We start from the raw sequence: 24317 nt of genomic DNA on the forward strand, positions 1-24317 counted from the left end.
ATCGGCATGATCAGCAAGATGAAGCTGCTGTCGAAGATGTTTCGCCACCGCCTTGCGCAGGCTTTCGCCGGCCGTCCGAGGGGGGCATTCCCTGCCGACGCCCGGCTTGCCGCCATGGGAGCTGTTCTCGCTGTGGTGACGGCTCGGGCCGCCGGCGTGCTTGCGCGGCTGCAGGAGGCTTTCGAGCGGGACGATCAGGCCGGCAAGGGAAAGACCCTGATCGGCGACTGGCGCACGCCGGCCCGACGCGGGCTCGGCGTGGTGGTCCTCACCTTCGGCGTGCTCGGGGGATGGGCGTCCATCGCACAGATCGACAGCGGCGTGGTCGCATCGGGCTCCGTCGTCGTCGAGAGTGATCGCAAGGCCGTTCAGCACCTCGAAGGGGGGATCGTCAAGGACCTCCTCGTGACCAATGATGCCCACGTCGAGGAGGGGCAGGTGCTGATCCGTCTCGACGCGACCCAGGTCCGCGCCCAGGAGGACATGGCCCGCTCGGCCTTCTATTCGGCGCAGGCCGAGGAGGCGAGGCTCGAAGCCGAGGCCGAGGCTTTGGACGCGGTCAGCTTCCCGCCCGAACTCGTGCAGCAGATGGCGGATCCCGCGGCCCGGCGGGCGGCCGACGATGAACTGAGGCAGTTCAGGGAACACCGCTCCGCCCGCAAGATCCAGGTCTCGATCCTGGGGGAGCGGATCGCCCAGGCGAAGGGTCAGATCCGCGGGGCCGTCGCCCAGCGCGACGCTGCGCAGTCGCAGCTCGCCAGCGTCGACCGGGAATATGCGAAGCTGAAGCCGCTGGCCGAGAAGGGGCTGGTCCCGGTCTCCCGCGTTGCCACGCTCGAGCGCTCGAAGGCCGAACTGGAGGGGCGGGTCGGCAGCCTCGAAGCCGATATGGCCAGGCTGGAACGAACGATCGAGGAGGCGCGCCTGCAGATTGCCCAGGTCGAGCAGAAGACCGCCGAGGACGCTTCCGTCAAGCTGGCGGAGACGCGTGCCCGGCTCGCCGATGCCCGCGAGAAGCTGGGCGTGGCGGTCGACCGATCGAACCGTGTCAATGTGCGCGCGCCGAGGGCCGGGCGGGTTGTCGGGCTCAAAGTCCACACGATCGGTGCGGTCGTGCGGCCGAGCGACACTCTGATGGAAATCGTGCCGGACGACGACAGGTTGATCGTATCGGCGAAGATGTCGCCCCTCGACGTCAATCACGTGCATGTGGGGCTGCCGGCGGAGGTGCGGTTGCCGTCCTTCAAGGCGCGCACCACGCCGATCGCCATCGGCGAGGTGCGGTCCGTGGCGGCGGACGCGCTGCGCGACGAACTGACCGGTCAGACCTATTATGAACTCAAGGTCTCGGTGCAGGTTGCGCAATTTCCGGAGGACGTTCGCGAAAAGCTGAAGCCCGGCATGCCGGCCGACGTGCTCGTGGCCACGGGGGAACGGACGGTCTTCGCCTATCTCACCCAGCCGCTGATGGATGCGGTGCGTCGCGGCATGCGCGAAAATTGAGGTCGGCATCGGCGGGGGAGGCTCCGCTTCGGCCCTGACGCCGCGATGCCCTGCCGGGGGCTGGGCCGGCTGACTCGCCCTCGCCGGCGTAGCGGCAACGCTGCTGCGGCGGATCCTGGGGATCGGCAGGGCCGCGGGCGCTGTCTCCCGCCGGGCGGGCACCGTCGTCCTGCGGCTGGCTGTCCGTTCCATCGTGGAGACGGTTACGGAGGGCGAGCAATGCCGCCGCGATCGCCACCGCAAGGCTGCCTCCGATCGGAGCGCATACCAGCGCGGCAGGGAGCCCCCAAGGCCAGACGGCCACCATCGTGAGCACGCCTCCCAGGATGGCTACGAGCGTGAGGACGACGACCATGGGCGTGCGCTCTGATTGAACCGGCCGCCTCAGGAGAGCAGGGCTCGAGACCCGGAGCCATCTCGTCCGGATTGTCGGTATGCTGTGTGCTCCTGGCGGCGGGCCACCAATGTCATCCGGCGGCTCTTGTTATGCCACGGGGCCGGGTTCGGCAACCGCCTGTATGGCGGGATTTCGATCGGTACTGAAGGACCGCGGGATAGCTCAGGCCTTGCCGCAGTCCGGCCGCGCCTCATCGCCAGGATCGGGCGAAGCTCGGACTGGCGCTCGATGACGGCCTTCGAACGGCGTCGCGGCGGTGCATGACGTGAAACGCGACGGAAAGGACGGGGTCATCTCACCAGCGACAGGCTGGACAGGGGCGGGATCTTGTCGGCCGGCCGGTAGGTATCCGGCTGCCACAGGCAGTGGGGATCAAGCTGGTCAATGCGCGTGCACCCGATCTGGCCCAGGACGACGTCGATCTCATTCTGCAAGATGGCGATTGCCCGCGCCACGCCCGCAGTACCTGCTGTTGCCAGGCCGTAGAGCGCCGCCCGCCCGATGAAGACGAAGGATGCTCCGAGACAAAGCGCGGTGACGATGTCGGAGCCCCGTCGGATGCCGCCGTCGAGCATGACTGCGGCGCGATTGCCGACGGCCGCCTTGACAAAGGGCAGCACTTCAAGCGGCGGCGGGGCACGGTCGAGCTGGCGCCCGCCGTGGTTCGATACGATGATGCCGTCAGCGCCGAGCTCCACGGCGCGGATGGCGTCATCCGGGCTGATGATCCCCTTGAGAATGAGCGCGCGCGGCCACATCTTGCGGTACCGCTCGAATTCGCTCCATGTCTGCTTCGATCGTATCGGCGCGTATTCGCGGCCGAACATCGCATCGAGATCGCGCCGGGTGGCTCCGCGCGGCGCATAAGGGATTAGGTCCTCCAACTTTGGCTTCTTCCGAAGATAATCGGCAAGCCAGGCCGGGTGGCGAAGGGCCTCAAGGATGAGCCACGGGTTGGGATGCCCGGACGATCGGTTGCGCATGCTGCGCAATCTCAGGCCCTCGACCGGCAGATCCGCCGTGATCACCAGGGCCGTGGCTCCGGCATCGCTGGCCCTCTCGATGAGGCGCTCGACGATCGTGCGGTCGTTAGAGGGGTATGGCTGATACCAGAAATGCTCCGGCGCAGCTGCGGCGACGGTCTCCAGGCACGTCGTCGTCAATCCCGACAGGACATAGGGAATGTTCGCCGCATTGGCGGCCTTGGCCATCATCAGCGCGCCGTTGCGGCGGATGAGGCCCTGCATGCCTGTCGGTGTGAGCCCGAACGGGCTCGCATAGGTCCTGTCGAACAGGTGCGTCGCCTGATCACGATCCGACACGTCACGCATGTAACGGGGCAGGAACCGGTAGCGGCCGAAGCTCTCCAGGTTCGCGCGCAGAGCGGCCTCGTCCCCGGCACCTTCTTCGATCCAGTCGAAGATGATGCGCGGCAAGTGCCGCCTGGCCATGCGTCTCAAATCGTCGATTTCAAACGCCCGCGATAGGTTCATGAGACCGCCTTGGTCGATCGTGCTCGCGCAGGCATTGCTGCACTATCTACTCTGCGGCCGCCCAATCCCGCATAAAACGGGGCAGGAGTTGTATGGCCGCCTCCTAACGGGCTACCCCGCGGACGGATGACGACGTCGGCTTCCCGCCCCGGAGGTGACGTGTCGCTGCGTCGTCACGGTCCTTGGGAAGCGCGGCAGGGTGGCGGGGCCCATGGCCGGGAGCCGATGTCCGGCGCCGAAGCGCCGCTCCGGATGCGTTACCCCGATATTCCACGCAGGGGTATCCCGATCCTCCATGCGGCCGTGAATGGCTTGTCGCTAGCATGGCCGCCTCACAGCGAACCGTTGGCTGCCGATGACCATCACATCAGCCGTTGCCGATACCGCCGTGGCGGCCCGAGCCGCCCAGCGCCTGCAAGGATTGCACGTGCAAACGATGCAGTCGGAAGAAGCGGTCGCCGCGGTGGGCGACGCGTGGAAACGCCTGCAGCTCGCCCATGGGAAAGTGCCGTTTACCGACCCGGCGCTGATCGAGGCCTGGTGGCGCCTGCGGGGCAGAAAGAACGGCTACAGACTGCATGTCACGACCGTGACAAGAGATGGCAATCTCGTCGCCGTCGCGCCGCTCGCCGTATGCAGGCGCAACGGCGTGCGCGTCCTGCGCTGGGCGGGAGGTGAGCTGTTCGACTACTGCGACGTCCTGACGGCGGACGATAGCTTGAATGCCTTCCTGTGGGATAGCGTCCGCCGCGGTGGCGGCTACGACATTGCGCTGATCAAGACGGTTCATCGCGCCACACCGACCCATCGCTCGTTGTGCGCCATCGGCAGAAACATCAGGAGCAATACCATCTACGCCGTTCAGACGTGCGGCGCATTATCCGGTGGGGCGCCCGAAGATCGGGGGCCGCTTCCCGATATTGCAAAGCACATACGGCGCCTCGAGAAGGTGGAGAAGAAGCAGAATATCGAATTCGAAGTGGATACGGATCTCGCGCCGGCTGATGTGCTTGCGGCCTTGTTGCAGCAGAAGACAAACTGGACGACGCAACGCGGCGAGAAGGGACTGTTCAACGATCCGGAAGAGGCGGCGGGCGTCGTGCATGCGCTGGCCGCGGCCTTACGACAAATGGGTATCCTGCACCTTTCCTGGCTCCGATGTGGTGATCAGATCATCTCGGTTCACCTGGGCTGTGTATTCGGGGGGAAGCTATACTATTACATGCCGAGCTATGACGCGGCGTGGTCGAAATATTCTCCTGGTCGGCACCTGATGATCAGGCTCATCGATTGGGCTTCGTCCAACGGTTTGAAAGAAATGGATCTCCTGCGTGGAGATGAAGGATACAAGGCGCAGATGGCCAATATGCAATATGGAGTCGACGATTTCTCATTCGCAGGTTCCATATTTGGTAAAACAATTATTTATTTTGCAAATTTACTCCTGTCTAATCGGCGCTAGCTCGCACGGGAACGGCATTCGGGGCATGGCTGCTTCAGCTGAACATGTGGGGATGTCGCATGTGCACTCTATTGAGCAGGTCTGCCGGCCGGACAACCGACCCTAACCAGGCGGCCTATCGCGCCCGGAGCGTCGTATCCCGCTATCGCAGGGCGGAGGAACTGCAACCGGCGGAGGCCGAGGTCCTGGAAATGCTGCGCGACACGATCAGCAACAAGCGGATACTGGACATCGGCGTGGGTGGAGGACGAACGACGCCATATCTGCTGGATATCAGCAGGGACTATATCGGCATCGACTATTCGCCGGAAATGGTGCGCATGTGCCGGGAGGCCTTTCCCGGCGTTTCATTTCAGCTGCGGGATGCTCGCTACATGGATGATTTCGAGGAGGGGTCGTTTGACTTTATACTGTTTAGCTTCAATGGAATCGATTATGTGGACCACGAATCCAGGTTAATGATACTCAGAAATTGTCATCGTCTCCTGTCAATCGATGGTTCATTTGCGTTTTCAACCCATAATCGCCGGGCCGATATCCAGAAGGCATGGGACATCACCCGGTTTCGCCGCGAGCGCTTCAGGAATCCTCTTGCGGCGGCGAAGACCCTCGCCGCCTATGTCGCTGGCATGACATTTCACATGGCGCGTGCCCGCCACGAGGAATTTCATCAGACATATGCAATCATCAACGATCAGGCTCATCTGTTTCGGTTGATGACATATTACATTGCCATCGAAGATCAGATCACTCAGCTGCACTCCGTCGGGTTTGACCGTGTGCTTCCGTTCGGGATCGACGGGAAGGTCGTGCCCGAGGCTGATTACGAACATTGCCGAGACAGATGGATTTATTATCTTTGCCGTCGAGCGCTCCTGTCTCCTCCACATTCGGCGCATTGAATATTCGCCGCTCCAGAACCGGTTTACGGCGCTGCAGGGCCTGCGGGATGCCTGTGGCACGTCGGCGCTGCGGAGTGGCAGTCTCTCGCCGCGGGGGACAAGGGGAGCATGGCGGCCGACGCCTCGGCCGCTGCCAGGAGCGCCGCTCGCCTACACGGGCTTTCTGAAATCACGATCTCATGCGGCTCGGATCCGGTCGGGGTTTCTTTGACCGGCTCGGACGCTTGAACCACGGCTGTCCCCGGCCGTGTGGTCCGCCTCGGCCGGTCGCGTCGGAACGCCATCCAGCCTGGTTTCCATTGGTCTCGAACAGGTGCGGCACCTGTCTCGCTGCGAGTGCAGTGGGCCGATGGGGCACGAGATTTCAGGAAGTACCTCAAAAGGTTATTACGAGGAAATCACCATCAGTAGTAAGATTATGAAGTGTGGCCTGCGTGCAGAGGAGAAGAGAAGGAGCCCGGGAGAGAGGTGCGCTCTGTTCAACTGATCAGTTGAATCCATCTAGGGGACGTCGATGTCGTGGAGCGTGTCGCGTGATCTGGATAGCAGGTCTTACTCGCCTGATTCCAAGATCCCTCATCGCATTCAGTTTGCACCGATGTGGTCGGATGCCGCCAAGCGCATCATCGACATCATTCTGTCGACCATCGGCCTGCTGCTGCTGATCCCCCTTTTCCTCGTCCTGGCATGCGTCATCCGATGGGATTCCAGGGGCCCCATCATCTTCAGGCAGACGCGCAGGGGCCGGGGCGGACGGCCGTTCGAGATCCTGAAGTTCCGGACCATGACGGTTCTCGAGAACGGTGCAACGATCGAACAGGCAAAGCCGCAGGACCCCCGCATCACCCGTGTCGGCCGGCTGTTGCGCAAGACGAGCCTGGACGAGCTCCCGCAACTCATCAATGTCCTGCGGGGCGAGATGTCGCTCGTCGGGCCGCGCCCCCACGCGATCGCGCATGACGAATACTATGGGCGCCTGATCGAAGGCTATGACATTCGCCAGAGGGTCAAGCCGGGGTTGACCGGTTGGGCGCAAATCAACGGTTCCCGCGGGCCGACACCGGAACTCAGCGACATGGCCCAGCGCGTCCGGCTGGATTCCTGGTATGTCGAGAACCGATCGCTGTCTCTCGACGTCATCATCATAACCAAAACGGTCCTCGGGGCAGCCTGGGGCGAGGAGCGTTGTGATGTCTACGGCAAGGCTCGAGCCGGATGGCTCCGGACCACGCGTCCCCGTTCTGAATGTCGGCGGCATTCCCACTGCCTGCCTCACCAGAGCCGAACTGATCGGACGGATGATCGAGGATTGCTATGCTGCGCGACACGGCGCCGTGCTGCCAAAGCTCGTTTTCGCGTCGAACGGCTCGGTGATCGCCCGCTATCACCGCGATCCCGATTTCCGTACCCTGATGGATCAGGCCGACATCATTGATGCCGATGGCATGCCGCTGGTTTTGGTCTCGCGCATGATGAGCACCGTCCCGCTCCCTGAGCGCATTGCGACGACGGACCTGATCCTCGATGCTTCGCGGGCGGCGGTATCGGCTGGACTGCGCTTCTTCTTTCTCGGCAGCCGCGCCGGCGACAACGAGCGGGCCATCGCCTATTTCAGGCAGGCCTTTCCGGGCCTGCAGCTGATCGGCGGCCGGGACGGATATTTTGCGAAGGAAGAGGAAGAAGACATCTGCGAGACGATCCGCTCCCAGGCTGTCGACGTGCTGTGGGTGGGTCTCGGCAGCCCCCTGCAGGAGAGTTTTGCCGTTCGCAACCGGACACGGCTGCAGGGTGTAGGCTGGATCCGCACCTGTGGCGGAATGCTCGATTTCTATTCCGGGCGGGCGCCGCGGGCTCCCTTCTGGATGCAGAGGATCGGCCTGGAGTGGCTGTTTCGTGCAGGTCAGGAGCCGCATCGCCTGGGCGCACGCTATCTCAAGACCAACATTCCGGCGCTCTACCACCTCTTCACCAAGACGGCGGGCATGCCAGTCTATCGGTGACGACCATACGCACCCCGAGCCGGGCACCGCGGCGGCGCTTCCCGCCCGGTCCGCCCCCGACCCATCACGGAACGGGTGTGCTCCCGAGCGGCGCGGTCAGGGCGGGACCAACCACCGGGTCGATGGTCTCGCGGCTGCCGGTGCGACGCACGAAGCCGAAGCCATCGGCATATTCCCAATGGGTCCAGCCGATGCAGTACCGTTCGGCGGCAGTGCGGACCGCTCGGATCCACGCCGCCCGCGATTGCGGGTCGGCCCTGAACGAGAGCACGCCGAACTCATTGACGATGACCGGCCGCGCGTGCGACGCGGCCCAATCGGCCACCCCGGCGAAGATCCGGTCGATCGTCTGCGGCGTCCAGGGTTCACGGAACTGCTCCGACAAGCTCTCCGCCGCTTCGGACTGGCCCTGTTGCTGCAACCTGCGGATCAACGGCTCGATATCGGCGAGGCCGGCCGGGAACGGTATGCGGCCGACGCTCGGCGGCGGATCGCGCCCCCAGGTCTGTCCTTGATGCGTGAACGCCATCGGATCGTAGAAGTGAAATGCGTAGACGATGTTCGGGTCCGCCAACGGGGTGAGGGCCTGCAGGGCCTCGTAGCGCTGGTAGAAGGCCGGCCCGTAGATGATGGTATGGTCCGGAGCGGCGCGCCGCACGATCGCGACGATCTGGGGGCCCTGCTCCAGCCAGATGGGGGAGGGAACGGACGGCTCGTTCAGGATCTCGAAGAAGATGCGATCCGGGGCGGTATTGGCATAGCGTGTTGCGAGCCGTTGCCAGACCTCTGCGAGAATGGCGAGCCCTTGGTCGGGCTCCGCCTGATGAAGCTCTTGGAACCGTTCCGCCGGGTGCATGTCGAGCGTCACGGCGTATCCGAGCTGCAGCAGGATCTCGACGGCATGGTCGGTCTGCTGGAGCGACTGCGCAATCACCGCCGGGCCGCTGAACGCGGGAGAGAGCCTCTCGAGGAGCAGGGGCAGCCGGACATGAGTCAGTCCCATCGTGCGCAACTGCGCCAGCATTCGCTCGTCGGGAGCGCGGGGCGGCCATCGGTCCGTCCAGCCTGGCAGCGAGAAGCCGCGGGCGAGGGCCCGCAGCCGCGCGACCGGGACGCCGGTCTGATCCTCATTGTTGCATGAGCTCGCGGCGGCCACCGCGGCGGTCGCCTTATCTTCCGCCGGAGCGGGAGAGGGAATGCCGGTGAGCGCCGCGGAAAGCAGCAAGATCACCAGCTTCATCAGCGGCCGGCGTTCGCGGATCGTCTTGGCGGATCGCGCGCTCAAAGCTTCCGGCGCCGCAAGGCAGGAGCAAGCACGGCCTGCCCGGCCATGGCAACGTGCAACGCCCGTCCTCAAGGCAGGCCTCACGTCTTCCCAGATGCTGCCTCGTGTCATGCGGGCCTACGATAGCCATCAGGAACCGGATTGATGCGCGGGCAGGACGGGTTCGAGAAAAAGCGGTCCGCTCTGTTCAGTCCGCCACGTTCGACAGTATTGCGGCCAAGCCCAGCCATGACAACTTCACCGACCGCACCGCGTGTTCATGCAGGAAGGATCCGAGCACCGGCGCGGGGTCCCTGAGAATGCTCATGATATCCCGGCTCGCGCTCTTGAGGGAATAGGCGTGGGAGGAGACCAGCTTCAGACCGGGACGGCTGAAGAGATCCCGGGCCGAGAGGTGGCGGCCTTCGGTGAGGCTCGCCGGCTGGTCTGCCGCGAGCCCCATCGCGGCAAGGCCAGCCGCAACGAAATCGAGGCCACAGTTCCGCCCGGCCTCGACACGCCGGAAGAAGCGCGGGTTGCACTCGAGGAACAGAAGCCGGCCCGACTGCGGGTCGAAACGCGCGTCGAAATTGGCAATCCCCGTGAACCTGGTGTGGGCGATGATGGCTCTCCCGGCTTCGAGCAAACCCGGAATATGCGCGAACTCGGTAGACCAGTGGCCATCACAATAGAACGTCGCCCAGTTCTTGATCTCGCCATCCTGCGCGAAAACGCTGAGCCCGACGTCACGCCCGGCTATATACTCTTGGACGAGCAGCCCGTCGTGCAGGTATTCGGCCGCCGACGACAAGGCGGCGTTCAGCTCGGCTTCGCCGTGGACCACGTTCACGCCGTCACCGCCGGAGGCGCTGACGGGCTTCAGGACGCAGGGAAACGCGATCTTGGTGCGGATTTCGGCCGGTCGCAGCTCCGTCTGGCTGCGATAGAACAGCGTCGGCGGCGTCGGCACGCCGCACGCCGCGCAGATGTCGGCAAACTTCAGCTTATGATTGAGAATCTCGAGCGTCGGCAGGTCCGGCATCGGGAATACGGGAGCGCGGATGCGATCGCGTATCTCGGCCAGCAACTTCAAACCTGGAACGGAGCTCGCGAGAACAACATCGACACCTTGGCGCCCGACCTCCGCATTGATGGCGTCTGCAACCATGTGCGGATCCTGGAACGCCTGTGAATGCGTCAGGAGCGTCCTGGTCCTGTAGCGGGAAAGACGGATTGCCGATCGCGGCTGACAAACGAGAAGTGTGCTGGAACCCAACGTGGCGAGACTGCGAAGCACGATGTACCCGAGATCGCCTGGGGGCGACAGAAGGACGACGCGGATATTTCTCGAGGACTCCATGGGTGGTGCCTCTACTCTACCAAACTCGATACGATCCAAGCATATGCTTCACGCGAGGAGCTCTCTTTCTTCTTAAGCTCTTGCATGATGATTGAGCCTCTGCAAGGGCATGTTTCGCCACTTCTGTCGCCTTGCATAAGGTATTTCAAAGCTTTGGACCGGGGCAACTTCTTCTATGTATATTCCGTCGGTCTTAGGTGGTAGCCCTGTTTCGCGTAAGCAGGGGCTCGCCGCGCGGTTAGAACAGCACTGAACCCGCTCCCATCAGGTTGAATCCGCCTGATCCGATCCGGCCCCGGCAGCGGTTGCGAAGCTTTTGATGCCTCCGCCGGCCCGTGACAGGCCCCTCCCGGATGCGCCTTTCGCTCAGGCCAGCTGCCGATGCGGAACGGGCGGGGCTTCCTCGCGCAGCACTTCGGCGCCCCGATCCGGAATGCTGTTCGCCATCGCCCAGATGGCGGCCTGTGTCCGGTTGCGCACGCGAATCTTGCGAAGGATCGCCTTGACATGAACCTTGACGGTCGCCTCAGCGATATCGAGCTGGCGCGCGATGTGCTTGTTCGAATCTCCGTGCACCAGAGAGCGAAGGATGCTCACTTCCCGACCGGACAGATGCGGCCGGGTCGGATCGGCGCCGCTCGGCATGGCGGGATCGGCCTCCGGCAACGACACGTCACTGCCGTCGGGCTCGCTCTCCCACAGATTGAACAACATGGCCGCCGGAACCACGCTCATGTTCAGCATGATCAGCTCGAGAGACTTGATGATGGCCTCCGGAGACATGGTTTCGCAAAGATAGGCACTTGCACCATACTGAGCCAATTCGCGCATCCTGGTTGAATCGTGGCCCCTCGCCAATATAACGATGCGTGCGTCCGGGTGCTGCTGCTGCAGCTCGCCGAATACATTCGAAACATCTTCCGGTGCCGCGTCCGCGCTCACAATGATCAGCGTGGGGTGGTGCTTCGCCCTGAGGCGCAACTCACCGAGGGAGGCTACCGCCGCGATCACCTTGAACTGCGTTCCGTTCAGAAGCTTACAGAGGCCTGCGCGCAGAAGAACGTTGGGCTCCAAAACGACCGTCTCGATACTCGACATCATTGTCGGATCCTTTGAACTAGTCCGTAGTGCTATTCGCAAGCTTAAGGGGCCGATGAGATATCTCTGGCTCGGGAATCTCCTTGATATGACTGGCCGATATGTTGGCTAGAGCGCCGGGCTCCCGCCTGAAATCATGCAGCGTACCCACAACGGGGCGAGCAGCGATAATATACGGCAGCTGGTGTCCATATCCAGCAAAAGGGCGACGGGCCCACCTCGTCGGACTACTTCAGATGGATTATCCGAGTCTCCGATATTGAATGCCGCCCGTGTTGACGCGGCAGGCTGCGCTGCGGCAGAACGGTTTGCGCGACCGGTCCGCTCGCACCGGCTGGGGAGCGCGAAAGCGCCTTGCACCGGGCGCGCCCCTTGCCGGTCGATCGCTGGCGCAAGGCGCTGCAGCGTCTTGCCAGCAGGCGAAGCGCACCACTTCCAGGAGATATTCGACGTCCCCCCGCGCCAGCATGCGCGGCCTGGCGAATACCATAGGTGTAATTCAATATTGCCTTGACATAACACCGGAGCAGTCGGACGCGTGCCTCGACAATGCGCAGCTTCAGTGGGACACTTCGACAGTTGACCAAGCGTTATTGAGCAATTCGCCCTTTAGCGGAGCGAATAGTGTGATGCAGAGTGATTCCGCGGTCATTGGTCCTGTTCACCGCGCTCCATCGGAGGTCAGGACATGTCGTAAGCCGACTGCGGATGGGGGGATGCGTGTGCTCCTCCTGCAGACGCAGGCCGAAAATGCCGGCGCGCAGGAGATTGCCCGGCTTCTCGCAGCGGGGTTGGCAGACCGCGGGCACGATATCCGGCAGATCTTCTTCTATCGCCGCACGGCGGCCTTCGACGGGGATGAGAGAACGGTGTTCTGCGCCACCGCCCGCCCGACGGGGCCGCGTGCCCTTGCGCGTCTTCTGTGGGGACTGGGGCGCGAAATCCGGCGCTTCCGGCCCGATGTCGTCCTCTGTTTCCAGCACTACGGCAATGTGATCGGCGCACCGCTCGCCCGGCTTGCCGGCGTGCGTCACGTCATCGCCAACCAGAACTCGGCGGGCGCCGTCGTGGCAGCGCCGGTGCGCACCGCCGACCGCTGGCTCGGCTGCCTTGGCGTCTACAGCCGCATCGTGGCGGTGTCGGGCGAGGCGGCAGCCGAGTTCAAGGACCACCCTCGCGCCTACCGGAGCCGCCTGATGCGGATTGACCACGGCGTGGCGGTGAAGCGCAGTCTCCTCGACCGAAAGGGCGCTCGGATCCGGTTCGGTCTGCCCGTCCGCCCGACAGTCCTTGGCTGCGCCGCGCGGTTGCATCAGACCAAACAGCTCGACGCCGCCGTCAGGCTGCTGCCGTTGAACCCGACCTGGCACCTGGCCCTGGCAGGACAGGGGCCGGACGCCGCGCGGCTGAGAGCACTGGCACGCGATCTCGCCTGTGCCGAGCGCCTCCATCTTCTTGGTGAACTCGGTGCCGAGGACATCGCCGACTTCTTTGCCGCCCTCGACGTCTTCGTCTTCCCGTCGCTGGCCGAAACCTTCGGAATCGCGGCAGTGGAGGCGGCGCAAGCCGGCGTTCCGGTCGTGGCGAACCATCTGCCGGTGCTGCGGGAGGTGCTTTCGGTCGCCGGCGAGCCCTGTGCGGTTTTCGTCGATGCCAGCGATCCGGCGGCATTCGGGGCGGCCGTGGCAGGCCTCGTGGCGGCTCCGGGGCGTGCTGCCGAAATGGCCGCTCGCGGCCGGCGCCTGGCTGCGCGATATCCGGTCGACGCGATGGTGGAGGCTTACGACAGCCTCGTTCGCGATCTCGGCGCGAAGCAAGCGGCGGCGCCATGACCTCCCTCATCGTGGATAGACGGCGGCTGAGACGCTGGCACGTCGACTTCGCGTCCCGGCTGGCGTCCGGGCGAGCGGCATCCCTCGTCGTGACAGACGGTGCCACACTGCCGACCGCCGTCGAGCTCCTCCTCTCCCTGGAGCAACTGGTCCGCGGACTGCCGGGGCCGCGCCCGAGCGACCGCGTCTCCGCCGCTTCGGGCTGCCCGCTGCCCGCGGGCCCGGTGCTCGACCTCAGCACCGCCGGCGCGGGCGGACCGGGTGCGCTGCGTCTCCTTTACGACGGCGTGCCGGACGAGGCTGCGCTGTTCGGGGCGCTGCTCGCGGGGCGTACACCGCTCCTCGAGATCGCCGAGGCGGGCAGTTCCCGCATCCTCGCGCGTGCCTTGCCTTCCATCGAGACAGCCGAAAGCCTGGTCGAAGCCTACGAATGCATCGTCGCGCGCGTGCAGACGCTCGCGCTCTCGGCCCTGTCGCAACCGGGGCAGTGCGTGCGGCCCATGCCCCGGGCTGCCGCTCCGGCGAGCGCAACGGCGGCGGTGCGCTACGCGGTCGGTGACCTCGCCTTCTCGGCATTGCGGCGATTGTACCGGCTGTGCACGCGAGCACCGCACTGGCGGGTCGGATGGCGGTTCGTCGACGACGAGGCCGATGTTCTCGACCGTCGCGATCTCGGGGGCACGCCGTGGCGCGATGTTCCCGATCCGGGCCTGCGCTTCCTGGCCGATCCGTTCCCCGTCGTCTGGCGCGATGAGACCTGGATCATGGTCGAGGATTTCGACCACCGTCAGCAGAAGGGTATCATCGCGGCGATCCCGTTCGGACCGGATGGTCCGACCGGCGCAGCCCGACCGGTGCTGGAGACGCCCTGGCACTTGTCCTATCCATTCCTCATGGTTGACGGTGGCGAGATCTGGATGGTTCCGGAAAGCTCGGCTGACCGCTCCGTCCGCCTGTACCGCGCCGATCCGTTTCCCACCCGCTGGGTGGAGGAAGCCGTGCTGCTCGAGGGCATCGAAGCCAGCGACGCGACGATCGTCCGCCATGGCGGGCGCTATTGGATGTTCGTCGCCACCCGCGACGGCGCCGGTGCGCCCTCCGATACTCTGTCCCTGTTCATGGCGGATGCGCTGGTCGGGCCGTGGCGGCCGCACCCGGCCAATCCGGTCCTGATCGATGCGTCCGCTGCGCGTCCCGCCGGCAATATCGTGTGCCGCAACGGGCGGCTGTGGCGGCCGGTGCAGGATTGCCGCAGCGGCTACGGGCGGGCGCTGGGCCTTGCCGAGGTGATCCGCCTCGATGAGGAGGAATTCGCGCAGACCGTCCGCACGATCCTTGCTCCCGGCCCGGACTGGCCAGGCCGCCGCATCCATACGCTCAACCGGGCCGGGCGGCTCGAATGCATCGACGGTTCGGCGGTGTCGTGGAGGATCCCGCTGCCAATTCCGGGCCTGTCGGCCCGCGTGCAACCCGATTGCGCGGTTCGTCCGATCCCGTGATCAGGCCGCGCTGCCGGGCTGTCGCAGCTGCGACCAATCCGCTGGCCGGAAGGACGCGCTTCGGCCATGGACAGGCTGGCCGGAGGTGGCGGGCTGCGCAGCAAGCACAAGGCCGATCATGAAGAACAGCAGTCCGGCGCTCGAGGGAGAAAACAGTGCTTCCTCCTGCAGGACGCCATTCGCGATGAGACCGATGGCGGCCGTCGCGAGAACGATGTGCAGCGGATCTCTCGCGACGATCAGCTGCCGGATGACCAGGATGGCCAAGAGGAAATAGACCGCACTGAACGCGCCCAGCTGATCGAGCATCACGCCGACGGCACTCTCGATGCCGCGATCAGCACTGCCGGCATGCTGCATGGCGACCCAGTCGATCCGGCCATTGACGCCCGTCTCCGTCAGATTGCCGCTCGTTCCCACGCCATGGCCGAGAGGTTTTGCGACGAAGGCCTTCAGCCCGCCCAGGAACCCAAGCACATGGAAATCCCCATGCCGGAGCCCGAGAACGATCCCCGCGGCCGTGGACATAGCCCAGACCGTCACCACGGCCAGGGCACGAAGAATGGACGGCATCGACAGCAGGATTCGCACACCGAGGCGCGCCCCCGCACAAGCGAGGAAGAGGAGTACGGCGCCCTTCGAGTTGATCCCGTACTGAAGAGGAGCCTGCAGCAGCAGCACCGTCAAAGGTGCTCTGGCGAGGAGAGGCAAGGAGGTGATGACCAGAGCATAGCCGAAGCTGATCGGATGCGCGGTCGGACCCTGCAGGCGGATGATGGAGAACGCATCGAGGTTCGGATCATTGAACAGGGCGGTTTGCTGCGCATTCAGATATTGCGAGAAACCGAGGAACAGTCGGTACTGGATGTCGGCTGAGCGTTCAGAGGTCCTGAGCATGAACCGGTCGAAGCCGACAAGGGGATACAGTTCCTCGCGGAAAGCCATCTCGACGTAGCCGAACACGAGCAGGACGACGAACGCCGCACTGAACCACCGTAGGCTGCCGGTGCCGTTCCGGGGCTGGCACAGCAGGCCGAGCGCCAGGGCGATCGGCAGCAGGCTGATGTTCCTGGCATAGGCCGCAGCGCCGTTGAGGCCGGCGGTGGGGATACCTAGGGCGGTCTGGCCGCCGATGACGACGAGGACGATCCACGACAGCCACACGAGATGCACATGACAACGGGCGACGCGCTGCCGCGCGGCGATGGCTCCGATCGATACCGCGGCAAACAACGAGACCATCACCAGAAAGCTGAGGGCCCGGGCGGTGCTGATCTGGCCGACGGTGGAGCTTTCCTCAACCCAGAAGGCGATTGCCACGTTCTGGAAAATGGCCGTTGCGATCAACAGGGCAGGGATGCTGTCCCGAAAGACGAAGAAGAAAACGACGGCGAAAATCGCCGGCAAGGCGAGCATCGGCGCGCCGATCGAAAGGAGAAGACCGGGGCATATGATCAGGAACAGGAGGGCGGCAACGGCTCCGACTATCGGCGCAGCCTGGCGCTCGCCGAACCCGGGGGCTGCAAGCCCGAAAGGGTTCGCCCTAGCAGCGCTTTGAGCGATCGAAGACATGGCTCAAGACCACTCCGGCCACGCGTTTCTCGTTTCCTCGGATGGAACGGAAGAACTCGCTGATCTGGCCGACGGTGAGCCGCCCCGCCTGACCGACCAGCACGAGGTCGTCCAGGGCATCGATCGCATAGTGGGCGTCGGCGGATTCGAGGCACTCGGGCATCGCGACGATGATCAAGGGATAATTGTCCCGCGCCTGGGAGATCGCCGCCGCGATCCAGTCAGGAAAGCGGATGGCCTCGGCCGGCTCCGGCCGGGAGGGGAAGCGGCTCGGCAGGAACTGCATCCCGGTGGTCTCGTCCGTGTAGAGAGCCGTTTCGATCGTGCTCTTCTTGGCCGCGATGTCGATCCCGCCGCAGGCGGCACCGGGCGCGAGACAGCGGGTCAGTGCGGCCGCATGCCGGTCGGCATCGATCAGGAGCGTCTTGCGCCCCAAGCCGGCGGCCAGCATTGCAAGGTTCGATGCGACGATCTCGTGCGACAGGCGGTGCCCGACGGGTGCGATGCCGATGACAGCCGAGCCCGTGTCCCTCAGCCGGGTTTCGAGGCGGGAGAGGAGCAGGCCGGTCGCGCGGGAGAATTCGGAGCCAGGGTCTTTCACGACCTGTCTCAAAGCGTCCGTGTCCGGCCGTGTCGCACACAGCCGCGCGCCCGCTTCACCTGGCGAAGCCGCGGGCCGCTGCGAGCGCATTTTGCGGGGAGAAGACGGTATCTGCGGCATGGCTGCCACGCATGTCAGGCCCGTCGATGCTTCCAGCTGATCCGGCGTGTGGATCGTCCGGTCGAGGCGCTCCTTCGCCGCCGCTATCATCAGGCCGAGGACGATCCCCCCGAGGGCGGCGATCGCCAGGATGGCGGTATTCGACGGCCCGTCGGGTCTCGACGGCGGGGATGCGACCGTCAGGACGCGGACGTCGGAGATCGGAAAGGAGAGCTGCTGGGCGGTTTCGGCATAGCGGTGCACGAAACCCTGGTACAGCGTCTGGTGGTTCTCCAGGGCGCTCAGCAGTTCGCGCAGCATGAAGGCGCGTTGGGCCGGATCGCTGGGCCCGCTGCCGGCCTTGAACTCCTGCAGCCTCTGGGCCGCTTCGAGGGTCTGTTGCCGCAAGGCTTCGATCCGCTGCTCCAGCCACGTGATTGCCTGTTGCGTCAGACGCATGCCGGCGGCCGATTGTCCGGCCAGATAGCTGCTCACCAGCGCGTTGGCGATTTCGGCGGCCTTATCCTTGTTGCGCGATGAGAAATTGACCTCGATCACCTGCGAGGTGCCGATGCGCTGCACGACGAGCGCCTGCCGCACATGTTCTGCCGCACTGCGCAAACGCGCGGCTGCGCTGTCTGGAGGCTGCCGGGGGCAGGGAAGCCATGCCGCGCTCGGGCAAAGTCGCGCAATGCTGGCCCGCCAGTCCAGCATTCCGTTGAATTCCGGATCGTCGTCGAGATGGAGCTGGGTGACCGTATTCTCGATCGTCAGGGCCGATTGCAGCACTACGACCTGACTTTCGATATAGCCGATCTCGGCGACGTTGTTCGGGATCGCATCCTGATCCTGAACAGCCCGCGGCTTCTTGACGTCGAGAAGCACGGTTGTGCGCGCTGTGTAGTAGGACGTGGAAAAGGCAAGATACGAAATGCCGACGGCCATGCACAGGATCGTGCAGACCAAAATGGTCCCGAGGTTTCTCCGGGCGAAAGCGGCAAGGGCTGCAATGTCGGCAAGTTCGACATCGGGCACGCCTCCATGTGCCGCAACAGGCACGTCCCGATTACCGGCGTCGTGCTTATGGGGAACCTGAAGCATAGTGTTTATCCCCAGCCGCAGTTGATTGACGGGTTTGCGCGGACTCGGCCGTCACTGGAGTGGCGCGCAGCGTCACGAAAACGGTATCGCCGGGAAAGAGCTCCGTGTCCTCGCTGCTTTCCATCTCGCGGTTCTCGGCAGCCCGGTAGACGACGAATTCGGGCTGGCCGCCGGTGCCCCTTATGAGCTGCGATTGCAGCGTGCTCGTGTAAAGCAGCTTCTCGCCGACACTGCGCAGCCGTGCCGTGACCTGAGCGACGCGGACGTTGACGTCCTGCAGCTCCCGCAGGAGTTCGATCCGACGCTGGTCGTCGAGCCTGGTCAACAGCCTCTGATACTCCGTGCGTTGCCGTTCGATATTGTTGATCTCGACGATCGTCTGGAGCACTTGCGTCGACGACATGAGCATGGCGCGCCGGGCTTCCGACAGCCGCACGTTGGATGCCATGCCGCGCTGGAAGTAATCGCGGACCTTGTCGAATTCGTTGCTGTCGGCGCGATGGCCATCCTCGTCGTTCTTTCGTTTCCCGGCCAGAATGGTGAGGTGCGTCGTCGCGGCGTCGATCGCGCCTTGCAGATGGGCGCGTTCCTTGTCCTGATCGGCCATTCGCGCCGCGAGCTGCCGCTCCTCATTGGAGCGCAGCTGCTGGAGCAGGTCCGGTGCGATCGGGAGATTGGCCGGATCCGGCGAGACCGCATCCCCGAGTTCCGTGCGCAGGCGCCACAGATGCGCCTGTTCCCGCGCGTAATCCGTCCACAGCGATTCATATTCGGCCCGCAGGTCGGCCGATTCCAGGATGGGATTGTTCATCCGGAACCGCATGATGTCGTACCCGCCGGCGACTGCGACCGCCTGGCGGACTGTGAGGCCCGGCCGAAACGGCTGCTCGCCCGGTCTCGTCACGTCTCCGTTCAGGTAGATCGGCCTGTACTCGACGATCGACAGCGTGACTTCTTCGGGGAGGACGACATGCGAGACCTCGCGCCCGTCGCTCGTTCGCTGCTGGTAGATCTTCGAAGCGAGGATGTTGAGGAGCCTGGCTCTGAGATCGGCGACGGACAGGCCGCCGGCCCTAACGTTTCCGACGAGCGGGAATGCAACCTCGCCGTCGATCCCGACCGTCGAACGCTGTCGCAGCTCCGGCACGCCGGCAACCGCCAGTTCAAGAACATCGCCCGATTGCAAGCGGTAGGCCGCCCATGCGGGACCATGCGGCCACAGCAATGCGGCGAGAAGGACGGCGATTGGCGCCAGCTCCCTCAGGCGAAACGAGAAGGAGATGCTCATGGGCACCTTCCCTATGTTCGATGGCGACCAGCGCAGCGGCATGACGTCCAAAGTCTGTCAGGGTCCAAGTCTGTCGGACTCGGGGAATATATTATCGGAACTGTGCAGTGCGGGTCGGGACATCCTGAGGTAGTTCGGCATTTCGGGAGTAGATACCATCGAGCGTATTGACTTTCCGAGATAAGCCTCCATACCGGACCGGCTAAGCTTGAGGGCGGAGCACGACTGCCGGGCATTTGCGCCGAAGCACCGCCGGCGGCCCCGGCAAATACCCGGATTGGCGTTGCTCGATGCCGCCGGATCTCTCGCCCGCCAGACGGGAAGCCAGCCGACCCGCTCGCACGGGTTGCGCCGTGAGGTGCAGCAGCCGAGGGGCGGTGTGGACGGCCGGGGCCGTGCTGAGCCCGCCTATCACCTCGGATTAGTTCGCAATCGCTCACCACGATCCGTCTACAGCGATGGTCTGCGCCGGCAGCACTATTAGACTGCTATTGTAATTGTTGCTTTGGGGAGGATGCATTTGCTGCGTTATGCACGAACGATCGCCTCCCTCAGGGGGATTGCGGCAGGGATAGCCGGGGCAATCCTCATGGTGCCCATGGTGATGGTCTTGGAGGGCCGGAGCACGGCGCAGAATGATCTTGCGGCGGGAAGAGATGTCTTGCGGTATTTCGAGCCGGCGGGCGTTACGCCCGGTCCCATGGATGTCTTCATTCACAAGCCGACTGCCTGGCGCCCGCAGGACGGGCGCCTGCTCGTTGTCCTGCATGGCGCCGACCGGAACGCGACGCTCTTGCGGGACACCTGGCGCCCGATTGCCGAGAGGTACAACCTCCTGCTGATCGTGCCCGAGTTCAGCGAAGCCAAGTTCCCTGGCACCTTGTGGTACAACCTTGGTAACGTCACCGATGCGGCCCGCCGGCCCCAGCCCAAGGCAGCCTGGACCTTCCATGCGCTCGATCGGGCCGTCGATGCGGTTCGCCAGGCGACCGGCGCGGTGAACGACCGCTTCCAGCTCTACGGATTCTCCGCCGGAGCGCAGTTCGCGCATCGATACCTTCTGCTGACCGGCGCGCCACGGGTCGACCTCGTCGTGGCCGACAGCGGGGGTGGTACACCCTGCCTGATCCGACGCAGGACTATCCCTGCGGCCTCGGCGGCGCGGCCCCGGAGGAGGAGGCGCTCCGCTCTGCCCTGGGCCACCCGCTCGTCGTCGATGTCGGGCAGCACGATACGAAATCGACGGATTACTTCGGGGCCGACGGATACGAGGCCTGCGCCGGCCGCCAAGGTGTAAACCGCGTCGCTCGCGGGCAGTTCTTCATCGCTTTCGGCAAACGTCAGGCCGAGCGTCTCAAGACGGAGTTCGCCTGGCGCCTCATCGAAGCTCCGGGTGTCGGTCATTCCCAGGAAGAGATGGCGGAACACGCATCCAATGCGCTGTTCGCGCACATGAAATGGTGAGCGGACCCAAGTCGCCCGCTCAGCGAGTGCTCCAGTCCAATATTGGAGATAGGCTCTTGCAGACCAGAGAGAAGAAAGCGCTGCTTTGGACTTTCATGGATGTGGTGGGGGGCCAGGGAATCCCGTTCCTCGCATTCCTGATCATCGCGCGCCTGATCGGACCGGAGCAGTACGGCGTATTTGCGATCGCGATGGCGCTGATCGGCCTGATGAATGTGGTTCTCTATCACGGCATAGCGGATGCTCTCATCTGGGTGGAGGATCCGGGGCCGTCGCGCACATCGACGGTATTCTGGATGAACCTGCTCCTGGCAGCGGCCATTTTTCTCGCGATCCAGGGACTCGCCGGCTGGCTCGCAGCGGTCTACCACGCTCCCATCATAGAGCCCGTGCTGAGGTGGATCGCCTTCCTCGCACCCCTGCAGGCGCTGATGAGCGTCCAGATCGCGCTCTTCCTGCGCAACCTGGACACGGCCGTCCTGGCGCGGCGCACCATTGTCGGACGGATCGCAGGCGTCGTCGTCGGCATCGCGCTGGCGGCCGCGGACTGGGGCGTTTGGTCGCTCGTCGCCCTGCAGTTGACGCAGACTGTCGTTTCGGTGGTCATCCTGTGGACGGCGACCTCATGGCGGCCGCGCTTCATATTCAATCTCAAGCAGGGCCGTGAACTGGCGCGTTTCGGTTTCTGCTTCATGGGGGAAGCTTTGCGACCGCGCTCAGCAACAGCGTCGACAGCCTGATCGTCGGCCTGTTCTTCCCGCCCGATGCGGTCGCCTGTTACGTGCTTGCCTCACGCCTCCTCGATATGGCGAGCACCGTCCTGCTGACGCCGATGCGCATGCTCGTCATGCCGATCCTGAGCCGCAACACCGCTCACCGCGGCGTTTTCACAAGCTCCTACGACATGATGGTGCGATCCACCCTGGCCATCTGGATGCCCATGCTCCTCGCGCTCGGCATCGGGGCGGAGGTGTTCGTCCTGGCGCTGCTCGGGCCGCAATGGTCGGGCGCCGTCGGCATCCTGCAGGCCATGTGTCTGGTCGCATTCACCTTGCCGCTGTCCTTCTTCGCAGGCTCGGCGCTGTCGGCGGCCGGACGGCCGGACCTGTTCTTCAAGCTGGCCACGGCGAAACTGCTGACGGTTTCCATCTTCATCGTCATCGGCGCCCAGTTCAGCCTCACGGCGGTCGGTTTCGCGTGGTCCGGCGCCTTTGCCTGCATCGTCCCGCTATGCCTGTTCACGCTGCAGAAAGCGTGCGGCGTCAACTGGACCGTGGGAACCAAATCGGCATTGCGGATCGCGGCCGCCGGGCTCGGCTTTGCCGTTTGTGCGCTCGTCACGATCAACTGGATGGCCGCCTACGATTGGCCAATGCTGCTCTCGCTGTTGAGCGGCATCGGCCTGGGGTTCGTCGTCTATGCGGTCCTGCTCGAATATGTCCTGCTGCCCGGTTTCGTGAGGACGGCGCTGAAGGAAATCAGGATCTTCTTCGTCCGGGCGGCGCCCGAGACGGAACGGGCGAGCGGGGCCTGAGCCCGCGCCCGGTCCGATCGGGCTCTCGGCAGGCGACGCCATTTGCGGTGTTGGGGCGCCATGGACCGTCTCCCAAGCCGGTCGTGCCGGCCCCTGCATGAGAACGTCAGCAACGTTCCGTAAGCGCCAGATCAGGCAGCCGTTTTGATGATGAGCCGCGCGGCCGCCAAGCCGAGCGTGCGGCTCATCTGTGCGGGCGCCATATTGCTGCCACGTTGACCTCCAACATCACCCTCGCGCCGATGAATAACAACCACGATAACGGAGGCACTATTGGCTATAGATCCCAACAACCTAGCCGCAACAGCTCATCTAACCTTCAGCGATGAGTTCGATGATCTTTCCATTCGGCATAATCACGCCGGTTCTGGCACGTGGAATACGACGCATGACTACGCGCCGGACGGATACTCGGCCGGAACCACATGGTTCGTGAGTGCCGACAATCCCAGCACGTCCGGCGTCCGTCCGTGGACAGTCGACGATGGCGTTCTGAACATCACGGCTCAAGCGGCCCCGGATGGCCTGCGTGAGCCGTACACCTCTGGGCACCTCGATACGCAGGGCACCTTCTCGCAAACCTATGGGTATTTCGAGATGAGCGCCAAGATGCCCGCGACGGGCACGATCGCCGATGGCGGCAACGGCAGCGGGGCCGGCGGCGGTGCGTTCTGGCTTCTCCCCACGAGCGGCGCCTGGCCGCCGGAGCTGGATGTCTTCGAGTCCAATTCCTGGGGTGGCGTGTTCACCGCCCACACCGGGGTCGGCGGGCACTCGGCCGACAGCACCTGGCTCGAGATTCCGGATCTGTCGACCTCGTTCCACCGCTACGGCGTGGCCTGGGAGCCCGATAAGATCACCTGGTACCTCGACGGCCAGCAGGTCTATCAGGCTGCGACACCGGCGGACATGCACGACCCCATGTACCTGCTGCTCAATCTCTACACCAATGATGGCGGCGGGTCCGGCCCGTCGACGATGGAGGTTGATTACGTTCGCGTCTATGCGGAAGGTGCAGGCGACGGCATCACGGATCCGTCGGTGACCTCGTCCACGTCCTCCAGCTCGTCCACGAGCGCGACGACCGAAAGCGCGGCTGCGGCCGAGGCGTCGGCGACGCAGGGCTCGATTGAAGCTGCCGATGCTATCGAAGCAGCCGATGCCGATGCGTCTGTCACCGTCGAGGCGGATGCCGACGTTTCGGCTGATGCCAATGGTGGATCGGGTGCGACCGACGGCTCGGCTGCGACCACCGAGACGGCTTCGGCCACCTCGGGCGAGGAGAGCCTCGTCGCCGATGCGAGCGCGAGCCAGGCCCAAGACGCCACCGCCGCGGTGGATCCCGCGCCGGACCTGGTGCCTGCGCCGGACCTGGTGCCTACGCCGGACCTGGTGCCTACGCCGGACCTGGCGGGCGATTCCAGGCCCGGTCATCATGGCTGGTGGCATCAGGGCGGGAGCGATGCGGCCCGATGGGGCGGGATCGACTTCTCGCAACTCCTGGACCATGGCGCGCGGGCGGGATCGTTCTCGCCCTCCAAAATGGGAAGCGACTTCCAGTCCCATGCCGCGGCCGCCAGTGACGCGTTCACACCGACGGACCATATCGATCTGTCGAGCGTCTTCGGGGCCATGCAAAGCCACGATCAGGCCTTCCAGGACCATCACCACTGGTGGGGCTGATCCCTTGATCCTGGTCCCGGCGCGTTGCGCCGGGACCTTCCGGTAACCCTGCACGGTCCGACCGGCGGGGCTATCCTGCGCTTTCAGACCGGTCCCGATGGGCCGAAAAAGGGACTGAACGCGCGCACTGCGGCTTCGTCGACACTTCGCTGCCCCCGTCGTGGC

Annotated in this window: 17 protein-coding genes and 1 pseudogene; 11 read left to right on the top strand and 7 right to left on the bottom strand. The window is 64.6% G+C overall.

Annotation, left to right across the window (positions count from 1 at the left end; translation table 11 throughout):
* The first annotated feature begins 6 nt into the window (after positions 1-6).
* Positions 7-1503, top strand: a complete 1497-nt coding sequence (locus tag AL346_RS22050) for an HlyD family type I secretion periplasmic adaptor subunit (RefSeq protein ID WP_245303254.1) — start codon at positions 7-9, stop codon at positions 1501-1503.
* 687 nt (positions 1504-2190) lie between these two features.
* On the opposite strand, the gene AL346_RS22055 is transcribed toward AL346_RS22050, so the two are convergent.
* The gene (locus tag AL346_RS22055) at positions 2191-3393 is read right to left on the bottom strand and encodes an alpha-hydroxy acid oxidase (RefSeq protein WP_082312681.1); all 1203 of its coding nucleotides are present in this window, start codon (positions 3391-3393) and stop codon (positions 2191-2193) included.
* A 355-nt stretch (positions 3394-3748) separates the two neighbouring features.
* Here AL346_RS22055 and AL346_RS22060 point away from each other — a divergent pair, with 355 nt between their 5' ends.
* From AL346_RS22060 to AL346_RS22075, 4 genes are all read left to right on the top strand, one after another.
* Positions 3749-4855, top strand: coding sequence for a GNAT family N-acetyltransferase (locus AL346_RS22060; RefSeq protein WP_019402613.1), 1107 nt, complete (start codon positions 3749-3751; stop codon positions 4853-4855).
* A 59-nt stretch (positions 4856-4914) separates the two neighbouring features.
* Positions 4915-5757 (top strand): class I SAM-dependent methyltransferase, encoded by an 843-nt coding sequence (locus AL346_RS22065; protein ID WP_019402612.1) that lies wholly within the window; start codon positions 4915-4917, stop codon positions 5755-5757.
* Between the two features lie 514 nt (positions 5758-6271).
* Positions 6272-7192, top strand: coding sequence for an exopolysaccharide biosynthesis polyprenyl glycosylphosphotransferase (locus AL346_RS25740; protein ID WP_245303255.1), 921 nt, complete (start codon positions 6272-6274; stop codon positions 7190-7192).
* The gene (locus AL346_RS22075) at positions 7128-7757 is read left to right on the top strand and encodes a WecB/TagA/CpsF family glycosyltransferase (protein WP_245303256.1); all 630 of its coding nucleotides are present in this window, start codon (positions 7128-7130) and stop codon (positions 7755-7757) included. The genes AL346_RS25740 and AL346_RS22075 overlap by 65 nt, the downstream gene beginning before the upstream one ends.
* Before the next feature lie 64 nt (positions 7758-7821).
* Here AL346_RS22075 and AL346_RS22080 read toward each other — a convergent pair whose 3' ends face one another.
* The 3 genes from AL346_RS22080 to AL346_RS25745 all read right to left on the bottom strand — a co-directional run bounded on the left by AL346_RS22080 (position 7822) and on the right by AL346_RS25745 (position 11482).
* Complete coding sequence (locus tag AL346_RS22080) at positions 7822-8997, bottom strand: glycoside hydrolase family 5 protein (RefSeq protein ID WP_019402609.1); 1176 nt, start codon at positions 8995-8997, stop codon at positions 7822-7824.
* Between the two features lie 232 nt (positions 8998-9229).
* Positions 9230-10189 carry an ATP-grasp domain-containing protein gene (locus AL346_RS22085; protein WP_019402608.1) on the bottom strand — a complete coding sequence of 320 codons (960 nt, stop codon included), beginning with the start codon at positions 10187-10189 and terminating at the stop codon, positions 9230-9232.
* Positions 10190-10747: 558 nt separating this feature from the next.
* Positions 10748-11482: a response regulator transcription factor gene (locus AL346_RS25745; RefSeq protein WP_019402607.1), complete on the bottom strand. Its 735-nt coding sequence runs from the start codon at positions 11480-11482 to the stop codon at positions 10748-10750.
* 713 nt (positions 11483-12195) lie between these two features.
* Here AL346_RS25745 and AL346_RS22095 point away from each other — a divergent pair.
* Together AL346_RS22095 and AL346_RS22100 are read left to right on the top strand one after the other, a co-directional pair.
* The gene (locus AL346_RS22095) at positions 12196-13311 is read left to right on the top strand and encodes a glycosyltransferase family 4 protein (protein ID WP_019402606.1); all 1116 of its coding nucleotides are present in this window, start codon (positions 12196-12198) and stop codon (positions 13309-13311) included.
* Complete coding sequence (locus tag AL346_RS22100; protein ID WP_019402605.1) at positions 13308-14810, top strand: hypothetical protein; 1503 nt, start codon at positions 13308-13310, stop codon at positions 14808-14810. Before AL346_RS22095 ends, AL346_RS22100 begins: the two co-directional genes overlap by 4 nt.
* Here AL346_RS22100 and AL346_RS22105 read toward each other — a convergent pair whose 3' ends face one another.
* From AL346_RS22105 to AL346_RS22115, 3 genes are read right to left on the bottom strand one after another with little or no spacing between them, the layout of a single operon-like run.
* Entirely contained in the window at positions 14811-16382 is a 1572-nt protein-coding gene (locus AL346_RS22105) for a hypothetical protein (protein WP_019402604.1), read from the bottom strand. It abuts the gene before it with no gap.
* Complete coding sequence (locus tag AL346_RS22110) at positions 16354-18183, bottom strand: Wzz/FepE/Etk N-terminal domain-containing protein (protein ID WP_082312685.1); 1830 nt, start codon at positions 18181-18183, stop codon at positions 16354-16356. Before AL346_RS22110 ends, AL346_RS22105 begins: the two co-directional genes overlap by 29 nt.
* Positions 18164-19471 carry a polysaccharide biosynthesis/export family protein gene (locus AL346_RS22115; RefSeq protein WP_019402602.1) on the bottom strand — a complete coding sequence of 436 codons (1308 nt, stop codon included), beginning with the start codon at positions 19469-19471 and terminating at the stop codon, positions 18164-18166. The genes AL346_RS22110 and AL346_RS22115 overlap by 20 nt, the downstream gene beginning before the upstream one ends.
* Before the next feature lie 520 nt (positions 19472-19991).
* On the opposite strand from AL346_RS22115, the gene AL346_RS22120 reads away from it, so the two are divergent.
* The 4 genes and pseudogenes from AL346_RS22120 to AL346_RS22135 all read left to right on the top strand — a co-directional run bounded on the left by AL346_RS22120 (position 19992) and on the right by AL346_RS22135 (position 24152).
* Positions 19992-20768: a hypothetical protein gene (locus AL346_RS22120; RefSeq protein ID WP_156332922.1), complete on the top strand. Its 777-nt coding sequence runs from the start codon at positions 19992-19994 to the stop codon at positions 20766-20768.
* Positions 20769-20928: 160 nt separating this feature from the next.
* Positions 20929-21890 (top strand): annotated as a pseudogene (locus AL346_RS22125) (oligosaccharide flippase family protein); the annotation flags it as partial.
* A gap of 15 nt (positions 21891-21905) precedes the next feature.
* Positions 21906-22469, top strand: coding sequence for a polysaccharide biosynthesis C-terminal domain-containing protein (locus AL346_RS22130; RefSeq protein WP_197286644.1), 564 nt, complete (start codon positions 21906-21908; stop codon positions 22467-22469).
* Between the two features lie 432 nt (positions 22470-22901).
* Complete coding sequence (locus tag AL346_RS22135) at positions 22902-24152, top strand: family 16 glycosylhydrolase (RefSeq protein ID WP_019402599.1); 1251 nt, start codon at positions 22902-22904, stop codon at positions 24150-24152.
* Positions 24153-24317: the final 165 nt, after the last annotated feature.

Origin of the sequence: Chelatococcus sp. CO-6, from assembly GCF_001271345.1 — a bacterium.
GTDB lineage: Bacteria > Pseudomonadota > Alphaproteobacteria > Rhizobiales > Beijerinckiaceae > Chelatococcus_A > Chelatococcus_A caeni.